Source organism: Pseudoalteromonas sp. SW0106-04, assembly GCF_001293805.1.
Taxonomy (GTDB): Bacteria; Pseudomonadota; Gammaproteobacteria; order Enterobacterales; family Alteromonadaceae; genus Pseudoalteromonas; species Pseudoalteromonas ruthenica.
Genome location: NZ_BCAI01000004.1, coordinates 49,960 through 70,691, shown reverse-complemented (window position 1 = coordinate 70,691; position 20,732 = coordinate 49,960). Strand labels below are relative to the sequence as shown.

18 protein-coding genes are annotated in these 20,732 nt (G+C 47.3%); 11 read left to right on the top strand and 7 right to left on the bottom strand.

What is annotated here, in order from left to right:
- Positions 1-16: 16 nt before the first annotated feature.
- Complete coding sequence (locus tag W04_RS06665) at positions 17-502, top strand: hypothetical protein (protein WP_053910271.1); 486 nt, start codon at positions 17-19, stop codon at positions 500-502.
- Between the two features lie 18 nt (positions 503-520).
- Here the strand turns inward: W04_RS06665 and tyrR are convergent, their stop codons facing one another.
- Positions 521-2,077 (bottom strand): transcriptional regulator TyrR, encoded by a 1,557-nt coding sequence (gene tyrR, locus W04_RS06660; RefSeq protein WP_022945285.1) that lies wholly within the window; start codon positions 2,075-2,077, stop codon positions 521-523.
- A gap of 530 nt (positions 2,078-2,607) precedes the next feature.
- Between tyrR and W04_RS06655 the strand changes: the two genes are divergently transcribed.
- From W04_RS06655 to W04_RS06635, 5 genes are all read left to right on the top strand, one after another.
- The gene (locus W04_RS06655) at positions 2,608-4,074 is read left to right on the top strand and encodes a peptide MFS transporter (protein WP_053910270.1); all 1,467 of its coding nucleotides are present in this window, start codon (positions 2,608-2,610) and stop codon (positions 4,072-4,074) included.
- Positions 4,075-4,370: 296 nt separating this feature from the next.
- Positions 4,371-5,417, top strand: a complete 1,047-nt coding sequence (hppD, locus tag W04_RS06650; RefSeq protein ID WP_053910269.1) for a 4-hydroxyphenylpyruvate dioxygenase — start codon at positions 4,371-4,373, stop codon at positions 5,415-5,417.
- A gap of 129 nt (positions 5,418-5,546) precedes the next feature.
- On the top strand, positions 5,547-6,854 hold the full coding sequence (gene fahA, locus W04_RS06645) for a fumarylacetoacetase (protein WP_053910268.1): 1,308 nt from the start codon (positions 5,547-5,549) through the stop codon (positions 6,852-6,854).
- Between the two features lie 157 nt (positions 6,855-7,011).
- Positions 7,012-8,115: a M23 family metallopeptidase gene (locus W04_RS06640; RefSeq protein ID WP_053910267.1), complete on the top strand. Its 1,104-nt coding sequence runs from the start codon at positions 7,012-7,014 to the stop codon at positions 8,113-8,115.
- Positions 8,116-8,125: 10 nt separating this feature from the next.
- Entirely contained in the window at positions 8,126-8,509 is a 384-nt protein-coding gene (locus tag W04_RS06635) for a polymer-forming cytoskeletal protein (protein ID WP_371741511.1), read from the top strand.
- Positions 8,510-8,511: 2 nt separating this feature from the next.
- On the opposite strand, the gene W04_RS06630 is transcribed toward W04_RS06635, so the two are convergent.
- Positions 8,512-8,985, bottom strand: coding sequence for a hotdog fold domain-containing protein (locus W04_RS06630; protein WP_081604426.1), 474 nt, complete (start codon positions 8,983-8,985; stop codon positions 8,512-8,514).
- Between the two features lie 149 nt (positions 8,986-9,134).
- Between W04_RS06630 and W04_RS06625 the strand changes: the two genes are divergently transcribed.
- The 4 genes from W04_RS06625 to W04_RS06610 all read left to right on the top strand — a co-directional run bounded on the left by W04_RS06625 (position 9,135) and on the right by W04_RS06610 (position 13,628).
- A complete protein-coding gene (locus tag W04_RS06625) occupies positions 9,135-10,319 on the top strand; it encodes a multidrug effflux MFS transporter (RefSeq protein ID WP_053910266.1) in 1,185 nt (394 codons plus the stop codon).
- 251 nt (positions 10,320-10,570) lie between these two features.
- On the top strand, positions 10,571-12,397 hold the full coding sequence (locus W04_RS06620) for a S8 family serine peptidase (protein ID WP_231658066.1): 1,827 nt from the start codon (positions 10,571-10,573) through the stop codon (positions 12,395-12,397).
- 99 nt (positions 12,398-12,496) lie between these two features.
- Entirely contained in the window at positions 12,497-13,129 is a 633-nt protein-coding gene (locus tag W04_RS06615) for a LysE family translocator (RefSeq protein WP_053910264.1), read from the top strand.
- Positions 13,130-13,160: 31 nt separating this feature from the next.
- Positions 13,161-13,628 (top strand): methylglyoxal synthase, encoded by a 468-nt coding sequence (locus W04_RS06610; RefSeq protein ID WP_045978231.1) that lies wholly within the window; start codon positions 13,161-13,163, stop codon positions 13,626-13,628.
- A 29-nt stretch (positions 13,629-13,657) separates the two neighbouring features.
- Here the strand turns inward: W04_RS06610 and W04_RS06605 are convergent, their stop codons facing one another.
- The 5 genes from W04_RS06605 to W04_RS06585 form a co-directional block, all read right to left on the bottom strand.
- Positions 13,658-14,482, bottom strand: a complete 825-nt coding sequence (locus W04_RS06605; RefSeq protein ID WP_231658061.1) for a DNA ligase — start codon at positions 14,480-14,482, stop codon at positions 13,658-13,660.
- Positions 14,483-14,524: 42 nt separating this feature from the next.
- On the bottom strand, positions 14,525-15,217 hold the full coding sequence (locus tag W04_RS06600) for an HAD family phosphatase (RefSeq protein ID WP_231658059.1): 693 nt from the start codon (positions 15,215-15,217) through the stop codon (positions 14,525-14,527).
- Between the two features lie 62 nt (positions 15,218-15,279).
- A complete protein-coding gene (locus W04_RS06595; RefSeq protein ID WP_053910262.1) occupies positions 15,280-15,576 on the bottom strand; it encodes a hypothetical protein in 297 nt (98 codons plus the stop codon).
- A gap of 123 nt (positions 15,577-15,699) precedes the next feature.
- On the bottom strand, positions 15,700-17,967 hold the full coding sequence (locus W04_RS06590; protein WP_053910261.1) for a TonB-dependent receptor: 2,268 nt from the start codon (positions 17,965-17,967) through the stop codon (positions 15,700-15,702).
- 338 nt (positions 17,968-18,305) lie between these two features.
- Positions 18,306-19,955 (bottom strand): mechanosensitive ion channel family protein, encoded by a 1,650-nt coding sequence (locus W04_RS06585; RefSeq protein WP_053910375.1) that lies wholly within the window; start codon positions 19,953-19,955, stop codon positions 18,306-18,308.
- Positions 19,956-20,170: 215 nt separating this feature from the next.
- Between W04_RS06585 and W04_RS06580 the strand changes: the two genes are divergently transcribed.
- On the top strand, positions 20,171-20,722 hold the full coding sequence (locus tag W04_RS06580) for an HdeD family acid-resistance protein (protein WP_053910260.1): 552 nt from the start codon (positions 20,171-20,173) through the stop codon (positions 20,720-20,722).
- The last annotated feature ends 10 nt before the right edge of the window (positions 20,723-20,732 follow it).

The following is a 20,732-nucleotide window of genomic DNA, read 5'->3' as shown; positions in this document are numbered from 1 at the left end:
TCACAAAGGGGTTAATATGAAACCAACTTTATTTGCTCTGGCCACATTGGCAATGAGTATGCCTTGCTTTGCTGATTTTGATTACGTCGGCAAGGGCACAACCGCAAACAGCGCCGGGCAACAAACGCCTTTCACCTTCGGTTTCGCTTGGGACAGTGAGCAAGGTACGTTGCGTATCGGCAACAAAAGTTATGATATGGACACCCTCCCCGAGTCATATTCTTTGGCCTTAGTGCTTAGTAAAGACGACAGCCAAGTATGGCTGCAAGAGTTCCACTCTGGCTGGTTTGACAGCTTTTACTGGCAACTCGGCGAACATGTAATTCGCCTAGAGAAAGGACAATTTGAGCAACAGGTTAAAGGTAATTACGAGTTACATATTGATGATCGCAGTTACTTTTTCACCAGCAATAATGCCGCTATAAAAGTAAACTTCGCAGCTGAGGGCGTTGAGTCGATCACCGTCAGTGGGGTCGCTAAGAACATGGGCACAAAAAAATAGCGCCTGACGGCGCCATTATTAAACTTTGACCGTTTTTCGGTTTATCCCGTATTCACGCAGCTTATTCGCTACAGCGGTGTGACTCAGGCCCAAACGCTTCGCAAGCTGTCTAGAGCTGGGGTATGCAGGGTAAAGTTTACGCAATAACGTAGCTTCAAAGCGTTTTACCGCCTGATCTAGGCTGCCTTCAAAGTCAGACTCCAAGTAACCAAGATCATTGGTGAAGCTCGGAAGTTGCAAGTGCTCCACCGTCAACTCGCTATCATCGAGCAAAGATACCGCGCGGTAAATAGCATTTTCTAATTGCCGCACATTGCCCGGCCATGGATACTGCTCCAAATACTCAATACACTCTTTACTTAAGCTAGGTACCGTCGCGCCGTTTTGCTGCGCATACTTTTGCACAAAGTGCTCGGCCAGGGGCCCAATATCTGCTTTTCTGTCACGCAATGGTGATATTTCCAGCGTCAGTACATTGATACGATAATAGAGATCCTCGCGAAAGCCTCCCTCTTGCACCATGGCTGGAAGATCTTTTTGTGTCGCCGCGATAATGCGCACATTGACCTTTACTTCGTTCTCATCGCCGACTTTACGGAAAGTACCGTCCTGTAAGAAGCGCAGCAGTTTGGTCTGCAGCTGGGTCGACATCTCGCCAACCTCATCTAAAAATACCGTGCCGCCATCAGCTTGCTCTAATACCCCGCGTTTGGGGGCGGCGTTGTCTTCATACCCGGCATAACCAAATAACTCTGATTCAGCAACATCATCAGGCAGTGAGGCGCATGACAACGCAATAAAGGGTTTAACCGAACGATTAGAGGCATAGTGGCAGGCTCTGGCCATAAGCTCTTTACCTGTGCCCGTTTCACCGGTGATCAATATCGGCGCATCAAGCTGCGCCATTTTGCGTGCCTCGCGAACAGTGCGGCGCATCGCTGTTGAATAATTATGTATGGTGGCGAAACTTTCTTGGCCATAGCGGCGAAATGCACTGACTTGTTGACCTAGGCGACTTTGTGATTTGATATTGATAACCGCCCCCGCCAAGGCGTCTTGCTCTTCACCTTGAGGCACAGAGATAGGCAGAATATCGGCAATGAAATCTTCTCCGGCCACTTCCACACGGGTGGTTTGTCCTAATACCTCTGACCCCTCTAACCAACGGGTAAAGTTAAAGCCTTTAAGGAGGTTATTGATATTGGCGCCGACCACGTCTTGCTCGCTCAATTGTAAGTCGCGACATGCCGCAGCATTACACAACCGCACCCAGCCCTTGTTATCAATGGAGATAACGCCATCGGGGAGCGCACTGAGCAGCGTATTAAGCTCGTTATGCTCACGCTCGGAGGGCATAAACGCGGTTGTTCGAACGTCTTCAACACCGTCAATTAGGCGGATAGAAGGCATAATTTTTTGGAATTGCTCAAACTCGATGGGGGGGAAGCTGACATACATACGACAATGCTTAGCATCTACTTCGATGCCTTTTAGGTCAACTTGGTAGCTCACCAGGATATTCAGTATCTCTTGGGCGATACCGATTCGGTCTTGGCAATATATTTCAAGGCGCATGGATCCCTCAATCACGTGTTACCAATCAAATGCTGGGCGCAATCATACGCTATAAAAGGCTAAGATGGATAGCAAAACGTAAAGAAAATTGAACAAATAATCGATTCTATTTTATAACCCCACGCCAAGAAGTTATCGTCTGGATTGCACGATATAAGGCTAAAAAGCCAGCATGGTAGAGCTCTGGGTTCATTGGCGGTTAAGCGTCAGTACTTCCCCTGATGCATGGCTCTATGTATACTGTCGCGCGCTTGTCATCAGGATAAAGCAGCGCAGCGCGTGCAATTCTATGCATAACCTCGCTTTTTTACCATGGTGATAGCGGGCCACCCGTTCACATAAAATGTGTCCCCTCAGACTCCAATTGAGGTTATGGCACACCATTACTTGGCGTCGCCGAAGTAATACTTGAACATCATAACAATAATAATAAGGCCTAAATAAGTGACAGTACGGCAGTACTGTAAATTGCAGTAATAGTATTCAAGGCTCACAGCCTTTGATACTGATTTATTTAGGAAGTAAATTTCATGAGTTCAGCACCTAAAACAGGTGATCTTTTCGGTCACCCTAAAGGGCTCTTTTTGCTATTTTTCACAGAAATGTGGGAGCGCATGAGCTATTACGGTATGCGCGGTATCTTCGTGCTTTACCTTTCCACTATCGCCACCGCCGCAGCCATGGGTTGGGATATGGCTTACTTTGGCATTGACCCTTTAAGTGCCAACGCCCAAGACGAATATCACAAAGCGCTGCAATCAAATGCACTCAGCATTTTGGGTATCTATGCGCTGCTTGTTTATGTAACACCGGTACTCGGTGGCTGGTTTGCCGACAATGTATCTGGTCAGCGAAAAGCCATCATTTTCGGTGGCCTCACCATGGCCCTCGGCCAATTTGCTTTAGGCACGCCTCATGCCATGGTGTCAGGCTTTGAGAAAGAGATGATGTACTTAGGCTTAGCGCTACTAATTCTAGGTAATGGCTTCTTCAAACCTAATATCTCTACCATGGTGGGAGACCTATATAGCGAAGGTGATAAACGCCGCGATGGCGCCTTTACCATCTTCTATATGGGGATCAACTTAGGCTCTATTTTAGGTTACTTCGTCGTTGGTTCTATCGGTGAAAAGTTTGACTATCAATACGGCTTCCTCACTGCCGGCGTCGGTATGCTACTGGGTGTGGTGTTGCAGTTACTATTAGCCAAAAAATACTTAGGTCGCATTGGTACTGTGCCATCTGCTAAGCAGTCTGAGGACGACCAAGGCGCAAACAAAAAGCCGCTAACCAGTGAAGAGCGCGACCGCGTTAAAGTGATCCTCATTATGAGCTTTTTCACTATCATCTTCTGGGCTGGGTTTGAGCAAGCAGCGGGGTCAATGAACCTCTTTGCGAAATACAAAACCGACTTGGTGTTTTTTGGTTGGGAAATGCCGGCCAGTTGGTTGCAAGCAGTTAACCCTATTTTCATCATTATCTTAGCGCCTATTTTTGCCAGCCTGTGGATTCGAATGGGTGATAAAGAACCGGATTCACCACGTAAGTTTGCCTTAGGCATGTTCTTCCTTGGCCTAGGGTTTATTTCTATGGTCGGAGCGGCTTTACAAATTGGCGATGATGCGAATATGAAAGCCCATGTAATTTGGTTAGTGATGGCGTATATCTTCCACACCATGGGTGAGCTGTGCTTATCGCCGATCGGTTTATCTATGGTCTCGAAGCTAGCACCACTTAAATTTACTTCCTTACTGATGGGTATGTGGTTCTTATTCTCAGGCTTGGGTAACTACGTAGCAGCCGAAATCGGTAAATTAGTTGGCGAGGGTGGCCCGCTTAGCACCTTTGGTGGCGTAGCCATTATGGCCTTTATCGCAGGTATTTGCTTGTGGCTAATGGCCGATAAGCTGGTTGACTGGATGCATGGTGCTGAGGGCCAGCATGATAAAGAGCAACTGCTAGAAGAAGAGTTGGAAATCACTGGTGAGAAGCAGTAACCGTTAACCCCCTCTTCACTAAGGCGCCAAATGGCGCCTTTTTTTGTGCAACTTTTTTGATGGCTGAATCTATTTAGAAAACAAATTTAACGAAAAGCTTACAGTTACCTAAAAACGTCCACTTATATTTACATTACCCCTCTTGGTTAATTCCCTGCCTAGGCTTTCTCTTTGGCACTTTTTCTCCGATGATGCCATCAAATGATCAGAGGTTGGCTGTTGCAATTTATAACCATTATTAGTGCGGACTCACCGCAATCACAGCCACCTATTACCTATGCAAGTGGAGTAACAACATGAGCGAAGTAAATAACCCTCTCGGCCTAATGGGCATCGAGTTTACTGAATACGCAACCCCAGATGCGGATTATATGGACACTATCTTTAGTGAGTTTGGCTTCTCAAAGTTGAAGAAGTTTAAAGGTAAAGACATTGTTTATTACAACCAAAACGACATTCACTTCCTTTTAAACAACGAGCGCGGTGGTTTTTCTGCTGAGTTTGCTAAAAGCCATGGCCCTGCCATTTGCTCTATGGGCTGGCGCGTAGAGGATGCGAATAAAGCCTTTGAAGTGGCGGTTGAGCGTGGTGCCAAACCAGCCACGGACGCAACCAATAAAGATATGCCCTACCCGGCTATTTTCGGTATTGGCGATAGCTTAATTTACTTTATCGACAAATTTGGCGACAACGGCTCAATTTATGACACCGATTTTGAAGATTTGGCGCAACCGAATGTGGTTGAAGGCAAAGGCTTCACACGTATCGACCACCTAACCAACAATGTTTACAAAGGCACCATGGAAACATGGGCTAACTTCTATAAAGATGTGTTTGGTTTTACCGAAGTACGTTATTTCGATATTAAAGGCCAAAAAACTGCACTGCTCTCATATGCATTGAAGTCACCTTGCGGCACCTTCTCTATTCCAATCAATGAAGGTAAGGATGACAACAACAACCAAATCGATGAGTACTTAGACGAGTACAATGGTCCAGGCGTGCAGCACTTGGCTTTCTTAACTGATGACCTAGTCGGCTCTTTGGATAAGCTAGATAAGAGCAATATCGCCACCTTGGATATTGTTGAGCATTACTACGACACTATTTTTGACCGGGTACCTTGGGTCAAAGAGGACCGCGAGAAAATCAAGCAGCATCAAATTTTGGTCGATAGCCAAAAAGAAAACTGCTACTTACTACAAATTTTCACCAAGAACTTATTTGGCCCTATCTTCATTGAAATGATCCAGCGTGTTGATGATGGTGGCTTTGGTGAAGGTAACTTCCAAGCGCTGTTCGAGTCTATCGAACGCGATCAAGAGCGCCGTGGCGTTCTATAATTCCCTTTTTATCTAGCGTTAAAAGCAGGCTCGCCATTTATGGCGGGTACTGCTTTTTCACGTTTCGAGCCCTTGTTTTTTGTGTGAACGGCTCAATAACCAATTTAGAATCAGCAAAAGGAATCTCTTATGCAACTCAATGAAACGCACGATAAGAATTTAACCAGTTGGGTCAGCTCAGCCAACGCCAATACCGATTTCCCTATCCAAAACTTGCCATTTGCCACCTTTCGTCGCAAAGGCAGCAACGAAGTCTTTCGCGGTGGTGTCGCCATTGGCGATCAAGTCCTTGACCTAGCTACAGTTGCACGCCTAGAGCTGTTTGATGAGCAGGCACAACAGGCTGTTGAAGCCGCAGCAGGAAAAAATCTAAACGCATTTATGGCCATGGGCCAAGCGCATTGGTCAGCATTGCGCCTGGCTTTATCACGCGCCTTACGCACTAACAGCGAGTTACAAAGCCAGCTGCAAGATGCGTTAATCGCACAAAGTGACGTCGAGTATGACCTGCCTTGTCACATCGGCGACTACACTGATTTTTATACCTCGATTTATCACGCTACGGCTGTAGGCAGCTTATTCCGTCCGGATAACCCCTTGCTACCAAACTATAAATGGGTGCCCATTGGCTATCATGGTCGCGCTTCTAGCATTGGCGTAAGTGGACAAAGCTTCCCGCGCCCCAAAGGTCAAACCAAAGCACCTGATGCCGATACGCCATCGTTTGGTCCCTGTAAGCGCTTGGACTATGAATTAGAGCTTGGCATTTATCTTGGTAAAGGCAATGAGCTGGGCGACACTATTGCCTTAGATGACGCTGATGACCACGTGTTTGGTTTTTGTCTTTTCAATGACTGGTCTGCACGTGATTTGCAAGCATGGGAATATCAGCCACTTGGGCCATTCCTGGCGAAAAACTTTGCTTCTACTGTATCGCCGTGGATTGTTACCAACGAAGCGCTAGCACCTTATCGTCTCGCTTGGACACGTGATGAAAATGATCCTCAACCGCTTGATTACCTTGAATCCAGCAAAAACCGCGAGCTCGGTGCGCTTGATATTCAAATGGATGTCGCCGTTGAAACCGAAAAAATGCGCAGCGAAGGCAAAGCGCCGTACCGCTTATCACAGTCAAGTTTTAAACACTCGTACTGGACAGTGGCACAAATGGTCGCCCACCACACCGTCAACGGCTGTAACTTCCAGCCAGGCGATATGCTAGGTTCAGGTACTCAGTCTGGTCCTGAGCACGAAGAGGCGGGCTCACTGTTAGAGCTCTCTCGCGGCGGCAAAGAAGCCATTGATTTAGGCAATGGCGAACAACGGAAATTCCTTGAAGATGGTGACACCGTGATCATGCGTGGCTGGTGCGAAAAAGATGGCTATGCTCGTATCGGCTTTGGCGAATGCCGTGGCACCGTACTCCCTGCTAAATAACATTCTTTGATATGGCAATACGCCATAAAAAAGTGCGATTTATCCCCTGTTCAGGGTGCGATAAGTCGCACTTTTTTTCCGTTCAGTTACAATTTTTTGCTGGCTTTTTAATCTCACCTTGATATCTTAGCTGCGTTTTTGTCAGTAATTTGTCGCTATGAAGTTAACACCATCATACTTAGTTACTAAGTTATTCCCAGCTAAGCAGCTCTTGATCCGCCAACACGGCGAAGTCAAAGTTGTTGAAATGAGCACAACCAAACAGTGCATGTTTGCCCTTGGGGTGTTGACATGCATTGGTGCCTTGGCGAGCTTTGGTGCCTATAACTTCTGGCAACAAACGCAATTACAACACTCCAGCGGCGATGTACTGGCCGAAAATGAACAGCTAAAACACGAATTGCAACAAGCACGGTTGGCGCAAGATGAGTTAATCGTCAAGTTGGGGCATTTAGAGCAGCGCCAACAACTAACACAAAGCGTGCTGGCAACCTTACCGGCTTCATTAATGCCAGAGCAAGGCTTACCCTTTGAGGCCATAGATGTCAGTGACAGCAATATAGATACTCGTGTGGCTCGCCTAACACAAGGCCACGACAACACCTTTACGCTGCTAGACCAAGTGATTGCCAAGCGCGAACAGGCACTGTCTGAAGCGATTGCTCGAGCCGGGTTACCACAGACGGTGATGGACGAGCTCCTCGAAAAGAGTGAACAAGCCATTGCTCAAGGTGGACCACTGGAGTTGATCCTTGATGATCAACAAACCGACACGTCAATGGATGTAGTCGACCGTCTGCTCACACTTAACCAATTAGAAACCATGCTCGCGCAAGTTCCACATGTACTTCCCGCTGCCGACTATTATATCTCCAGCAGTTTTGGCTTGCGTAAGGATCCCATGAATGGCCGCCGTGCTATGCACAAAGGCGTGGATTTAGCAGCTTGGCGCAACACCGAGATTTTTGCACCTGCTGAGGGCACTGTCGTTCGTGCAGGGCGCAATGGCGGGTATGGTCGATTCATCGAAATAGAGCATGCAAATGGCTTTAGCACCCGCTTTGGCCACCTCAATGAAATTAAAGTAAAACGTGGTGACACCGTAACTAAAGGACAAGTCATCGCGCTTATGGGAAGTACCGGTCGTAGCACAGCGACTCACTTACATTATGAAGTGCTGCATAACAACAAACATATTAATCCGGTAAAAATCACCAAGGCATTAACCGATGTTTTCAAAGAACAAAGATACACAGAATAGTAGGCCCGCTTTGAGTAAAAATACAGCTACCCCATCATTGATAGCGGCAGATGTTCGCTTAACAGGCACCCTCTCCAGCCAAGGCGAAGTTCAGCTCGATGGCCGTATTGACGGCGACATTAAAGCTGATACCTTAATTATTGGCAGCCAAGGTCAAGTTGAAGGCAGTGTTGAAGCCACTGATGTGACTATAAAAGGTCGAGTAAGTGGTTCAATTAGTGCCAGTAAAGTGGCGATTGAAAGCTCCGCGCAAGTACAGGGCGATGTCTTTCACGACACCCTAAGCATTGCCGCCGGTGCGACCATGGAAGGACAAATAAAGCAGTTAAACAAAAAAGACAGCTTTAGCGTGGTCAGCAACAATGATGTTGCTGACAGCCAAGTCAACGAGTAGTTTTACCCTTTTCGCGCGGTGATATACATGTTTATCGTCGCGCGGAATACAATTTCCCCTCGCGTATTCGTCACCTCGACAGGAACCAACAAGTCCTCCTTATCTTGCCATTGATGTGGCAGTGGGATGTGCGCCGTTGCTGTCATATCGGTGTCCACCTTGTTCAGATACTCCACCGTCATCCCTTTAGGGATCCAACGATGGGTTTTATGTGGCACCGTGGCATCAGTCATCACCCCAGCGACAAGCTCAGCTGCATTACATTGCGCAATCGCATGAATGGTGCCGATATGGTTATGCACAGCACGACGGTTTTTTACTTGGGCAACGCACTTACCTGGCTCTAACAGAGTGATAAAAGGCTTTATTGAGCCAAAGTAAGGCGCTTTAAAGCATACGGCTTTGGAGAATAACCAGTGCCCAAATGGCCAGTTGGTCAGTTTTTTATAGGTCTTAAGTAAAGGAGGCATGGACATGATAAGGTTCTCTATCTAACTCATCCTACCAGTAAACCTAGAATCGCCGCGAAAATCAATTCATAACAAACAAATAACACGAAAATGCTGGTATCTAATAGTGTTACTCTTACAATATTGGCTTGTATTATTAGAGTATTACTGAGTCTGTGCGCCATTCATCTTCCAAGCAAAATAAAACCCTGCTGCTCGTATTGATGCTGCTAGTGGTATTTTGTCCACTCGCTATTGATATTTATTTACCCGCTTTTGTGGTTATGGCCGAGCAAATGGCTGTGTCTCAAGCACAATTGCAACAAAGCGTTGCCGTGTTTATGCTCACCGTTGGCTTAGGTCAGCTAGCCGCCGGCCCGCTTGCCGACAAGATAGGCCGACGCCCTGTCGCCATCGGAGGGGCCATGTTATACGGGGTATCGGCACTGGCCGGGGCCTGGGCACCGAGCTTCGAATGGCTGCTAGTCGCAAGAGCATTTCAAGGCTTGGGGGCATGCGCGACGTTTGTGGCTGCCTTTGCCATCGTGCGCGATGTTTTTGGACCTGCCCGTAGTGGACAAATGCTGACCTATTTAAATGGTATTGTGTGTTTTATCCCAGCACTGGCCCCCATTTTAGGGGCTTGGCTCACGGTACAGTTTTCTTGGCAGAGCAATTTTGTATTTATGGCGCTATGGGCTGTGATTGGTATCACCGCCACCCTTATGCTGTATCGCGAGACACGCCCTGCGGATAGTCACTATCAAGGTCACCTCCTCGACTTACGACGCTTTATGCCCATTATCCGCTCGCCCATTTTTACTTTCAATGCGGCCATAGCGATGATCACCATGAGTTCCATCTTGATGTTCGTGACCGCAGCCCCAGGGTGGATCATGCAGCACCTAGGCCATGATATTGGCACCTTCACCTTTTGGTTCACCGTTAACGGTGCCTTGAGTGTCCTCGCCTGCTTTATCGCTCCTCAATTTATAAAGCGATCTAGCCGTAAAGCCTTGCTGTGGGGACTATCTTTACTCTTAGTCAGTGCCGGGAGCTTGATGTTGTTGCGTCACTCTAGCGCTATCGCTGCGTTAATGTTCCCCATGTTTGTATGTGCAATGGGGTATGCACTGATTTTGGGCAGTGCAGCTGGTGCCGCACTCGCGCCTTTTGCCAAACAAGCCGGTACTGCTTCGGCGCTTGTTGGCGTTATGCAAATGAGTGGCGCCGGCGTACTCGTGCTTTTAAGTCAGCAGTTACAACTAACAGCTCCCGTTGCTATTGCGTTGCACATCGCCGCGTTATTGCCATTTTGGTTAGTGCTATTAAGTAAGCGGGGACGTTTGTTGCATAAATAAGAACCAACTTTTTTTAGGGACTCTAGTGAGAACAGTAACTGTTCTCACTATATTTTTATATTTTTTAGACTCTTAGACTCCTGTATATAAACAAAGCTTCTGTTCTCCATCTTTTATTATTCCAAAAAAGTTATTAATAACGAGTTAAAACCCTTGTTGTTTTCCCTAAAGCGCGTACTATTGTTAAAGAATGTTAATCTATAGTTAACAACCTCCAACCGCTACATACAGAGGAAACTATGAAAAAAACAATGATTCGCAGCGCAATTGCGCTTGCTATTTTGGGCGGCGCCACGCAGGTATCTGCGGCTGACGACCGTTACATCATCCAAGTTGACAACGATAAAAAAGGCGTCGTTAAAGCGCTCGCTAAAAAGCTTGGTGGTGATGTTAAGGTTGATGGCAATGGCTTTTTTGCTGCTACCTTTACCGGAATGGACTTATCGACAGTTAAAGGTTTGTTGAACAACCCCCACATCAAGTTGATTGAGACTGATAGTCGCCGCTACCCCATGTCTGCTTACAGTGACGATATTGGCGATCCAATGACTCAACAACTTACCCCGTATGCGGTGTATCAGTCGCAAGCGGATCAAGTCACCTTTAACGCTAACAGTGGCATGAAGGTCTGTGTTATTGACTCGGGTCTAGATAGCTCAAATACCGACTTCAACTGGGGCGCGATTACCGGCGATAATGACTCAGGCACAGGTAACTGGTTTGAGCATGGCGGCCCTCACGGTACGCATGTTGCTGGTACCATTGGTGCTGCTGATAATAACCAAGGTGTTGTAGGCATGGCACCGGGCGTGGATATGCACATCATTAAAGTATTTAATGAAAGCGGCTGGGGTTATTCGTCTGATCTGGCGCATGCTGCCAACTTATGCGCGCAAGCGGGTGCCAATATCATTAACATGAGTTTAGGCGGTGGTGGCAGCAATAGCACTGAAGAAAATGCCTTTGCCAATTTCGCTGCCAATGGTGGCTTATCCGTTGCGGCCGCAGGTAACGATGGTAATAACGTGCGCTCATACCCTGCAGGATATACCTCAGTCATGATGATTGGCGCCAATGATGCCGATAATAACATTGCCGATTTCTCCCAGTATCCGAGCTGTACCTCAGGACGTGGTAAGAAAGCCACTGACGACGAGCGTATCTGTGTTGAAGTTACCGCAGGCGGTGTTGACACGCTCTCAACTTACCCTGCAGGGATGGCTGCATTTGCTTCGGCGACCGCTGATGGCGCCGCGTTTGAAGTATCAGCAATGGAAAACACCGGTGCAACCAGTGGCGATTTATACTTCATGGGCACCGCTGAAGCAGTTGACAGCAACGCATCCGGTAAAGTGTGCTTAATCGATAGAGGCAATATCTCGTTCCACGATAAAGTCGCTAACTGTGAAAACTCCGGCGGCCTTGGTGCTATTATTGTCAATAACGAATCAGGCATGCTATACGGCACGCTTGGGGATACTAACAGCACCACGATTCCGGCAGTAGGCGCAGCGTTAGAACAGCGCACCACGCTGATGGCAGCAACGAACGCAAGCATTAACATTAGCGCCAGTGACTACGGTTACATGGGTGGCACATCCATGGCCACACCCGCTGTGGCAGGCCTTGCTGCCTTAGTTTGGTCAAATCATGCCAGCTGTAGTGGTGAAGAAATTCGTAACGCCTTTAAAGCGACGGCACAAGACCAAGGCGCTGCCGGTAAAGATGTATACTTCGGTTACGGCATCGTCAAAGCGGCCGCCGCTGATCAGTACCTATTAGCGAATGGTTGTGGCGGCAGTGGCAGCGGCGGCGGAGATACCGGCGGTGAGCCTGAGGCCGACATTAGCCTTAGCGCCTCTGGTTATAAATCTCGCGGTGCAGCCTTTGTTGATTTGAGCTACAGCGGTGCGGCTACCTCAAATGTTGACATCTACCGTGATGGTAACTTGCTCACGACCACCGCAAACACCAACAGCTACACCGATAGCCTAGGTAAAGTACGTGGTAGCTTCGGTTATCAAGTCTGTGAGCAAGGTTCAGCAGTGTGCTCAGCAACCATCACTGTTAATTTCTAAATTACTGCCTTTGACAAGCATTCAAAGCGGGCTTCGTGCCCGCTTTATTCTTCATAGCTAAGCTGATAGATTTACCGCTTTAGCTTTAAGCACACCATCATGCTCAACCCTGAACTATTACTTTCATTTCTTGGTGCCAGTTTCCTTATTGCCGTGGGTCCAGGCCCCTCTAATGCATTTCTAATGGCGCAAACCTTTGCCAACGGTCGCCAGGCAGGGATTCAATGTGCTATAGGCTTCGCACTCGGTGGTGTTATTCATACCCTTTTTGCAGTTATTGGCTTATCTGCATTACTGAAAGCATCAGCGACAGCCTATACAGCCGTGCAGTATTTAGGGGCATGTTATTTAGCCTATTTAGGGATCATGACGCTGTGGCAAAGCTGGCAAGCAACGGCCATAGCGCAAGAGGATAAACCGCATGTCAGTGTCAAAAAGCAAAGCCCACTTTTTCAAGCAATGATGACGGAAGTGCTAAACCCCAAAGTGGCTCTGTTTTTCATTGCCTTTATTCCGCAGTTTGTTGACCCTTCATTGGCCACTTCAACCACTGCTCAACTGGCTATCTTTGGACTACTTTATCCCGTACTGGCGCTGCCTATTGACTGCACCTATATTTATTTCGGCGATAAAATTGCCCAGTACTTTAAGACTCACCCGAGTGCACAGTGCTGGATAGACCGCCTGACTGGCTTTATTTTCATTGCATTAGCTATCAACCTGCTGTTATAAAATGATAAATACGATTTATCGAGGCCCAGCAGTGAAACAAAAACAACAGCCCCTTCCGCCAATTAAAACCATTGCTTTAGTGGCTCACGATGGCAAAAAGCAAGCATTGGTAGATTGGTGTCAGCGTCATAAAAGCGTACTCGAAGTGCATAATCTGTACGGCACAGGAACCACAGGGCTGCGCATAGAAAAAGAAACGGGGTTAGGTGTTACTAAATTGCTAAGTGGCCCTATGGGTGGCGATCAGCAGCTTGGAGCAAAAATCGCTGAGCATCACATCCATATGCTCATATTTTTTTGGGATCCGCTTTCATCTCAGCCCCATGATCCCGATGTTAAAGCGCTACTGCGCTTAGCTGCGGTCTGGAATATCCCCGTGGCTTGTAATGAAGCCACAGCCGATATGTTGCTAGCAAGCACATACATGCAAAGCATTATGCCACGTAGCTTACCAGATTATGACAATTACCTCGCTGACAGAAGCCTCGACAACGAGTAAATCACTGCCCACGACGCTGATAGAGCGCGTTAATTAAGCGGTTTTCTTTGTCTCAAATAGCTGGCAAAACGTGGCACGCCATTTTTTGTATAGCCATGGTATTTAAACGTTATAGTACTGCCGATAGCGGGAGGATTTGCCCGCTCGGCGTCGCTAAACCCAGTGCCAATTTTGAACTGCTTACCGCGCTTATCAACGACTATCAGAGCACCAAGCATACCTTGATATTTACCCCGTCCTTGCTGATAACCAATGACTTTAGCTTCGCTATCCATGTAAGGTTTCAGTTTTAAAACATTATCACTGCGCCCAGGATTAAAACGCGCATCACGGCGGTGCAATATCACCCCTTCCGCGCCTTGGCTAACTAACTCATTAAACCACTGCGATAATTGTGCACGGGTATTAAAGCGATGTTGTTTAATCGCCTCTAAGTTATTGCAGTCGCAGTGAGCTATCGCATGTGTGTAGTCACTGTAGCGCTTGAAAAAAGGTTTATCGCTCGGTGCATCAAACACCATAAAGCGAATATCCTGCCAATGCTGGGCATTGGGTTGATTGTCTAATACGGTGTTACTGACATGATTGAAGCGCCCTCGTCCCGCCCAGAGCTCACCATCAAGGCGCATCAATGGCCAGTTTGCGGTAAAATTAGCGGGTGTATTGATAAGTAAACCACCACGACTGCGCAACTCGCCGTTTATCCAAGTCGCTCGGATCCCGTCGTACTTTTCCGACGCAAGGTAGCGCTCTACTTGGTGTTTATCAGTGAGCTGTTTCGCCAACTCCAACGGCGGTGTCGTCGCCCACAATACGGGGCTGGCTAAAAGGATTAATGTGAAGAGTAAGCGCATGACCATATCCTTATGCTGTTCGCTTACTATTTAGTGTAGTGGCTATTTACGGATTTGTAGCAACTGTTGATATAAATCCGCCAGGTTAGCAAAGCGCCCATCCGCGTGGCTAAAATCTTGGGTAAGAGTGTGTGTATTGGGCACCACAGCAACGCGCAGACCAGCACTTTTTGCCGACATAGAGCCGGTATGGGTGTCTTCAATGGCGAGGCTTTGCTGCGCATTCGCACCTAATAAAGACAGGCCTAAAAGGTAGGGCTGCGGCGCCGGTTTTGGCTCACTAACATCGTCCTTGGTGACCACACAGGCAAAGTACTCTGCCAATTCGTAACCGTGCAATATTGGCATCACCTCATCACGCGTACTGCCGGTCACAAGCCCTATCTTAAAGCCATCCTCACGACAATGTTGCAAGATTTCCAGCGCGTAGGGCATTAGCCGTGGTAAAGAGGTGGCAGCCACTTTGGCAAACTGGTCATTTTTTTGCTGCGCCAATGCCTCTGCACTGATAGCCAAATTATGCTGTGTGACCACCTCTTTCGCGGATGCCAAGGTTGGACGACCGCTGTAACGCTGGCAGAACTCCACCTCATCATAGGCAATACCATAAGGTGCTAAGATGTCATTCCAACACTGAAAGTGCAGTGATTCGGAATCAACCAAAGTGCCGTCGAAATCAAATAATACGGTGGTGATCATGTGGGTACTCTCTTGTGTTACTTCATCAGCTATCATGTTCCCGCCCCGACCGCTATGAAATGTATCAGCAAGGGCGAGTAAAATGGGCCGCTAGATGCTTATTTCTGTACTCCTGCAGGTGGCTCTGCTGAAGCCGGTTCGCCACTTTCTATTTCTACCAGTTCATAACCTCTGGCTTGACGAACGACTTTCAAAGCCGGTTTCGCAAAGGCACTTTTTAAGCGCTCCGCATCCGCTTTTAGCTCTTCTATGTCGTGTCCGAAGGGCGCAGCGCCGGTCTCTGACCAATTGGTCACTTTACCATTACTGGTATATTCCACTTCATGAATCTGATAAAGCGGCTCTTTTCCGGCTTCCTCAGCCAAAATAACGCGGTAGTTCCAAAATCCAGACATAGTTACTCTCTCTATAAACACTCCCCTTAGGGCTTAGCGCAAACTTTACCAGCTCAAGACACCAATATAAACGAAAAAACCCGCCAATTGGCGGGTTTCAATAAAGCTTAAAATGATTCTCGCTTAGAAGAAGCTCACTTTAAATTCAGCACCGATGTAGCGCTCTTCATTCACCATTGCGGTGTTGTTGTTGAAGTCGATAGCACCGATAGCTTGCTGCTCATCAAACATGTTGCGTACGAAAGCTGATACTTCATACTCGTTATCACCCTGGTACCAAGTATAACCAGCACGTAGGCCTACTTCCGTTAGCGGTTTGCCTTCAAACTCAACAGACTCGTATAGGAAGTAATTGATTTCACTACGGTAAGAAACATCGGCGTAAGTGAAGAAATCACCCTCGCCCATAGGTCTGATGTAGCTGAGCGTTAGGTTTGAGATCCACTCAGGCGCATGCGGTAGGCTGTTACCGTCAAGAATTGCCTGGCCACTGTTGTTGACAGGGTTGGTAACGATGCACTGTGCACAGACATCAACCGCTAGGGTGTCGTCTTTCAGCTCAGTGTTGTTGTAACTGAGGTTAAACGTCGCATTAAGGTTGTCGGTTAATACCCACTGGGTATCAACTTCAAAGCCATAACCGGTGGTTTCATCGGCATTCACTAAACGGTTAAAGTTAGCACCGCCGCCAACCGCTGTGAGCTGCTGGTCGTCCATGGTGTAATAGAACACGGCTGCATTGACACGACCACGGCCATCAAGAATATCCGACTTAATACCGGTTTCGAAAGAGGTCACGGTTTCAGACTCTGCAATCGTCACTTCGTTACCAAATAAGATACGACCTTGGATACTTGGAGCGCGGAAACTATTTGCTACCCGAGCGTACCAGTTGATGTCATCGCTCACTTTGTAATTGGTTGAAATATCCCAGCTCACGTGGTCATCACTTGGGTTCTCAGTAAGGAGCAATGCACCGCCGCCCACAGGGCTTTGAGTACGATTCGCTGAGAATTCTTTTTCATCGTCTGAGTAACGCAGGCCGACCGTGACTTTCAAATCATCAGTCAGGGTGTAATCCGCTGAACCGAATACCGCCCATGCTTCGGTATCCTGCTGTTGAATCACATAACCATTTAATATACCAGGCTGCGCACCATAGGTGTCATAGCTGAAGTTTTCAATGGTTAATGCTTCATCAAAGTAGAAAACACCCACTTGGTAATTGAAGTCACCGGCAAAGTTACTCGATAGACGAAGCTCTTGCGTGTATTGGTCTTGATCTGGGATGCCATCGGCACTTTCTGATGGGAATGGAATAACACCCGGACCCATGTCCGGTAAGAACGCAGCACCGTAACCACCGTCAATGTCGGCACGCGAATAAATTTCTGCGCTTTCCCATGCAGAAATAGAAGTCAGGGTGTAAAAATCATTAACGTCCCACTCAAGCTTTAGGCTTGCACCTTGCGACTCAACCTGTTGCGTCGCACGCGATGCAGCATCGTGGTAAACCACGTCATGCTCAAAGTTGTCGACTAAATCGTTGCTACCGCGTTTAATAGCATTGGCGCGAAAGGCGATAGGCGTACCATCAATGTCGCGTACGTGGTAGTTGAATAAGCCGGTGAAGTCGTCGCCTTCGTACAAGAATTGTACACGAGCTGCTTTTTCACTGTAGCCACCAAGCACATCTTCTTGCTCAAAACCTGGCGCGCGGTTATCAATGTAGTCGTCTTTTTCTTGCCATAGCAAAGAGACACGCGTTGATAGGCGGTCGGTTAACCCACCACCGACAGCCCCTTCAAAGTCTACGGCACCACGGCTACCGTATGAGACTGAGCCATAGCCTTCAAATTCTTGACTCGGTTTAACCGTATCGAACTTCACCAAGCCAGCTGGGGTGTTACGGCCAAACAATGTACCTTGTGGACCACGAAGCACTTCAACGCGGGCAACGTCAAATACCGGGAAGCCTTTTAAAATAGCGTTTTCTTGTACAACTTCATCAACAACAAGCGAAACGGGTTGTGAAGCATTCAAATCGAAGTCTGTATTACCTAGACCACGAACATAAAAGCGTGGAAATGAACGACCAAACGAAGATTCAATAGATAGGCTTGGGATTTTCGCATTCATAAAACGAATGTCCATGCCCGCAGAGCTATAGGCTTCTAAGCCATCACCTTGCAGTGCAGATACCGCAACAGGCACTTCCTGAGCGTTTTCTACACGCTTACGTGCGGTAATTTGAATAACTTCGAGAGAATTGTCTTTTGCTGCAGGACCTTGTTGTTCAGCAGCGATTGAAGAGAATGAAGAGCCGGCAGCGGCTGAGAACAACGCTGCGTTAATTAATGTTGCAAGCGTGGTACGTTTCATTGCTTTCATGTTGGTTTTAGCCTTTTGTACACTCTTTTGTTCAACGGTAGATATGTAGCGCCGTTTCACCTGGCACAATGTTCAATTTTGCGCGCATCCTCGAGCGCGGACCTTAAATTTGAGAGTGTAAGAGCAAAAATAAGGCTGAACATTACGGGCGAGAATTATAGCACTGAAATCTGAAATTAGTTCAGTAAAAATTCATTAATTTGCAACATTTATCTACTTTTAGATACAGGTTTGATTTTTTTAACCGATTTTAGATGCAATTAAGGACATTTGTCCTTTTAAGCGAAAAATCACTCTTGCGTACCTAGACACATTTGCTATATCTCGCTCTGCGTGCATTATAGTTTTGCAAAACTCAATGGTTCAGGCGCAGCTAATGCGATTCCTAGCTGGTTCAAGCACTCGATAATTTGTAGGTTTAACGATTCAACTATGTGCAGATAATAGTCAAAGTCTGTGGTTTGTGCATAACTTAACACATCTATTTTTATGCCTCTGGGCACAAAGCCGCTGAGTCGTACTCGACACGGTTGGTCGGCAATATCTTGGTGCTGCTCAAGTATCTCGCGGATCTGCTCTAATAACTGCGCTAACACCTGGTGTTGAGTTGAGCGCTCAAGCACAATATCGGGTCTATAGGCTATGCACTCACGCTCAGATATATTCTCAATTTCCATATCGACAAACTTGGCATTTGCTATATGTATAACGCTGCGTTCCAAAGTGCGAACTCTCGTCGCACGCAAGCCTATCTCCTCAACAACACCAAAATAGCGACCAACACGACATACCTGACCAACTTTGACCGGCGCAGAAGCATACAAGGTAATCGCACCGATAATGTTTTCTACCGACTTTTGTGCTGCTAAGGCCAGCGCCAAGCCCCCAATTCCAAGCCCGGCAATCAGTGTTGTGGCACTAAAACCTAAATTCTCAAACCAGACTAGTAAGGCAATAAGAGCCAGCAGAATCTTCACGACATTCCCTGCAGGGCGCAGTAAAAATTCGGCCTGAGTATTGTTGTTGCGTTGCAAGCGTAACGTTAGACGCAAACGAATAACATCAACGACTTTAAGCAAAAACCACGTCCACGCCAGAATTAACAAAGTTGCGCCTTCGAATATAGCCCGGGTGGCCAGGGTGGAATTAGCCTCCGAGGAGAAAGTGCGGGCCAACACAATCCCCAGTAAAAAACATAATGGCCCGGTTACTAACGCTTTTGCTGGCTGGCTCACGTCTGCTTTAGCACGCAACAGCAAATACAGAAAAATGCGCGTACTTAGATAAGCAATCAGTAAAAATGCGAGCAGGTTCAGGCTGTAGTAAACCCATTGCCACAACTCAACCCCTAAAAATGCCCCATGAGGTAGGTGGCGGTACAGCCACTCACCCGCTTGAGAGTAACCAAACTCTTGGCGTAAAAATGGCACTTGGTTTACGGTCGCATTGGACACTTTCCATAGGTAGTTACCCGGGGTGTCACCGGGCACACGCTGCAATAAAATTTGCACCGCTCCTCGTGAGGTGTCTATCTCTCCCACTAGGTCACGATAACTAGGCACAGGCTCATTACGACTGCCTGTAGGGTGATTACTCAGCGCCTGCGTATCTACCCATAAAGTGCGATTAAGCACCAAATAGAGGGTGTGCGCGAGCTCAGCATGATTCATCGCCTGAGCTTGCGGCGATAAATTGCGAAAGTCCAAATAATGCGCCGCACGCTCAAAGTCACGTTGGTGGGCCGCATGCAAATATCCCTGCATAGCACTACGCGGCGTTTGTCGATTAAACTCATCGATTATTAGGTGCTCGTTAGTAGCAACCTCATCGTCTGGTAACGTAGACTGCTCAGCGTGCTCACTGTTATCCTTTGCCTGTTGTTGCTCATTGTTTAAAATTTCTTTCACCGTAACTTTGGCTTCAAGCGAGTAAGGTAAAACAAGGGCAAGGGCCAAAAGCCCACATTTGAAACTACGCCAAGCGTTCATCACATTATCCATCTGTTCTCGCACTCTATAAAGCATAGCCATAAGCGCCAAACTTGCGCACGTGGGTCGATATAAATTGCCTTCAAAGCAGGCACTTGCTAGATTGACTAAGCAATTGGCACTATCAATTTAACCACTTAGCCTGTTTGCAGGCTGCATCGATAAGTAGCACAGACGCAATCTCTTGGACTGTGTTGTTATCGCGAGGAGGGATGATGAGTATCGCAAAGTCACTACCCGGACAATGGCCCATTTTCATACTGCAAGGCTTAGTCGCAATCATATTTGCGGCCATCGCTTGGTTATCACCGCAATTAACTATCAACGTGTTAATTTTTATTTTTGCGGCTTTCTTTTTACTCGATGGCGGTTTAAGAGTCTGGCTGGCGTTAAAACAAAAAGGCCAGAACGGCTATTGGTTTGTCACCTTAATAGCCGGCCTTTTGGGGATTGTTGCGGCTATTATCACCTTGATCATGCCACAATTAACGGCCTACGTGATGCTCTACCTCATCGCCTTTTGGGCAGTCGCTATCGGTGTTACAGAAATCGTTGCGGCAGTGAAATTAGCTAAACATTTACAGGGCACCACGCTTATATTAATCAGTGGTGTATTGTCGGTGTTATTTGGTGGCTACCTTATTTTCAACCCCGGACAAGGTATTATTGCCATGCTTTGGCTAGTCGCTCTGTATGCCTTTGTGTTTGGCCTTATTTTATGTTGGCTAGGGGTTAAGTTACGTACCCTCGAGAAGCAATTCGACTAGCTCACGCTAG

What these genes read in the sequence shown, in the direction of transcription:
- W04_RS06655 (WP_053910270.1), top strand. Translation starts at nt 2,608, where the DNA reads ATGAGTTCAGCACCTAAAACAGGTGATCTTTTCGGTCACCCTAAAGGG.
- W04_RS06605 (WP_231658061.1), bottom strand. Translation starts at nt 14,482, where the DNA reads ATGCGCTTACTCTTCACATTAATCCTTTTAGCCAGCCCCGTATTGTGG.
- W04_RS06595 (WP_053910262.1), bottom strand. Translation starts at nt 15,576, where the DNA reads ATGTCTGGATTTTGGAACTACCGCGTTATTTTGGCTGAGGAAGCCGGA.
- hppD (WP_053910269.1), top strand. Translation starts at nt 4,371, where the DNA reads ATGAGCGAAGTAAATAACCCTCTCGGCCTAATGGGCATCGAGTTTACT.
- W04_RS06620 (WP_231658066.1), top strand. Translation starts at nt 10,571, where the DNA reads ATGATTCGCAGCGCAATTGCGCTTGCTATTTTGGGCGGCGCCACGCAG.
- tyrR (WP_022945285.1), bottom strand. Translation starts at nt 2,077, where the DNA reads ATGCGCCTTGAAATATATTGCCAAGACCGAATCGGTATCGCCCAAGAG.
- W04_RS06580 (WP_053910260.1), top strand. Translation starts at nt 20,171, where the DNA reads ATGAGTATCGCAAAGTCACTACCCGGACAATGGCCCATTTTCATACTG.
- W04_RS06585 (WP_053910375.1), bottom strand. Translation starts at nt 19,955, where the DNA reads ATGAACGCTTGGCGTAGTTTCAAATGTGGGCTTTTGGCCCTTGCCCTT.
- W04_RS06615 (WP_053910264.1), top strand. Translation starts at nt 12,497, where the DNA reads ATGCTCAACCCTGAACTATTACTTTCATTTCTTGGTGCCAGTTTCCTT.
- W04_RS06665 (WP_053910271.1), top strand. Translation starts at nt 17, where the DNA reads ATGAAACCAACTTTATTTGCTCTGGCCACATTGGCAATGAGTATGCCT.
- W04_RS06630 (WP_081604426.1), bottom strand. Translation starts at nt 8,985, where the DNA reads ATGTCCATGCCTCCTTTACTTAAGACCTATAAAAAACTGACCAACTGG.
- W04_RS06640 (WP_053910267.1), top strand. Translation starts at nt 7,012, where the DNA reads ATGAAGTTAACACCATCATACTTAGTTACTAAGTTATTCCCAGCTAAG.
- W04_RS06600 (WP_231658059.1), bottom strand. Translation starts at nt 15,217, where the DNA reads ATGATAGCTGATGAAGTAACACAAGAGAGTACCCACATGATCACCACC.
- fahA (WP_053910268.1), top strand. Translation starts at nt 5,547, where the DNA reads ATGCAACTCAATGAAACGCACGATAAGAATTTAACCAGTTGGGTCAGC.
- W04_RS06590 (WP_053910261.1), bottom strand. Translation starts at nt 17,967, where the DNA reads ATGAAAGCAATGAAACGTACCACGCTTGCAACATTAATTAACGCAGCG.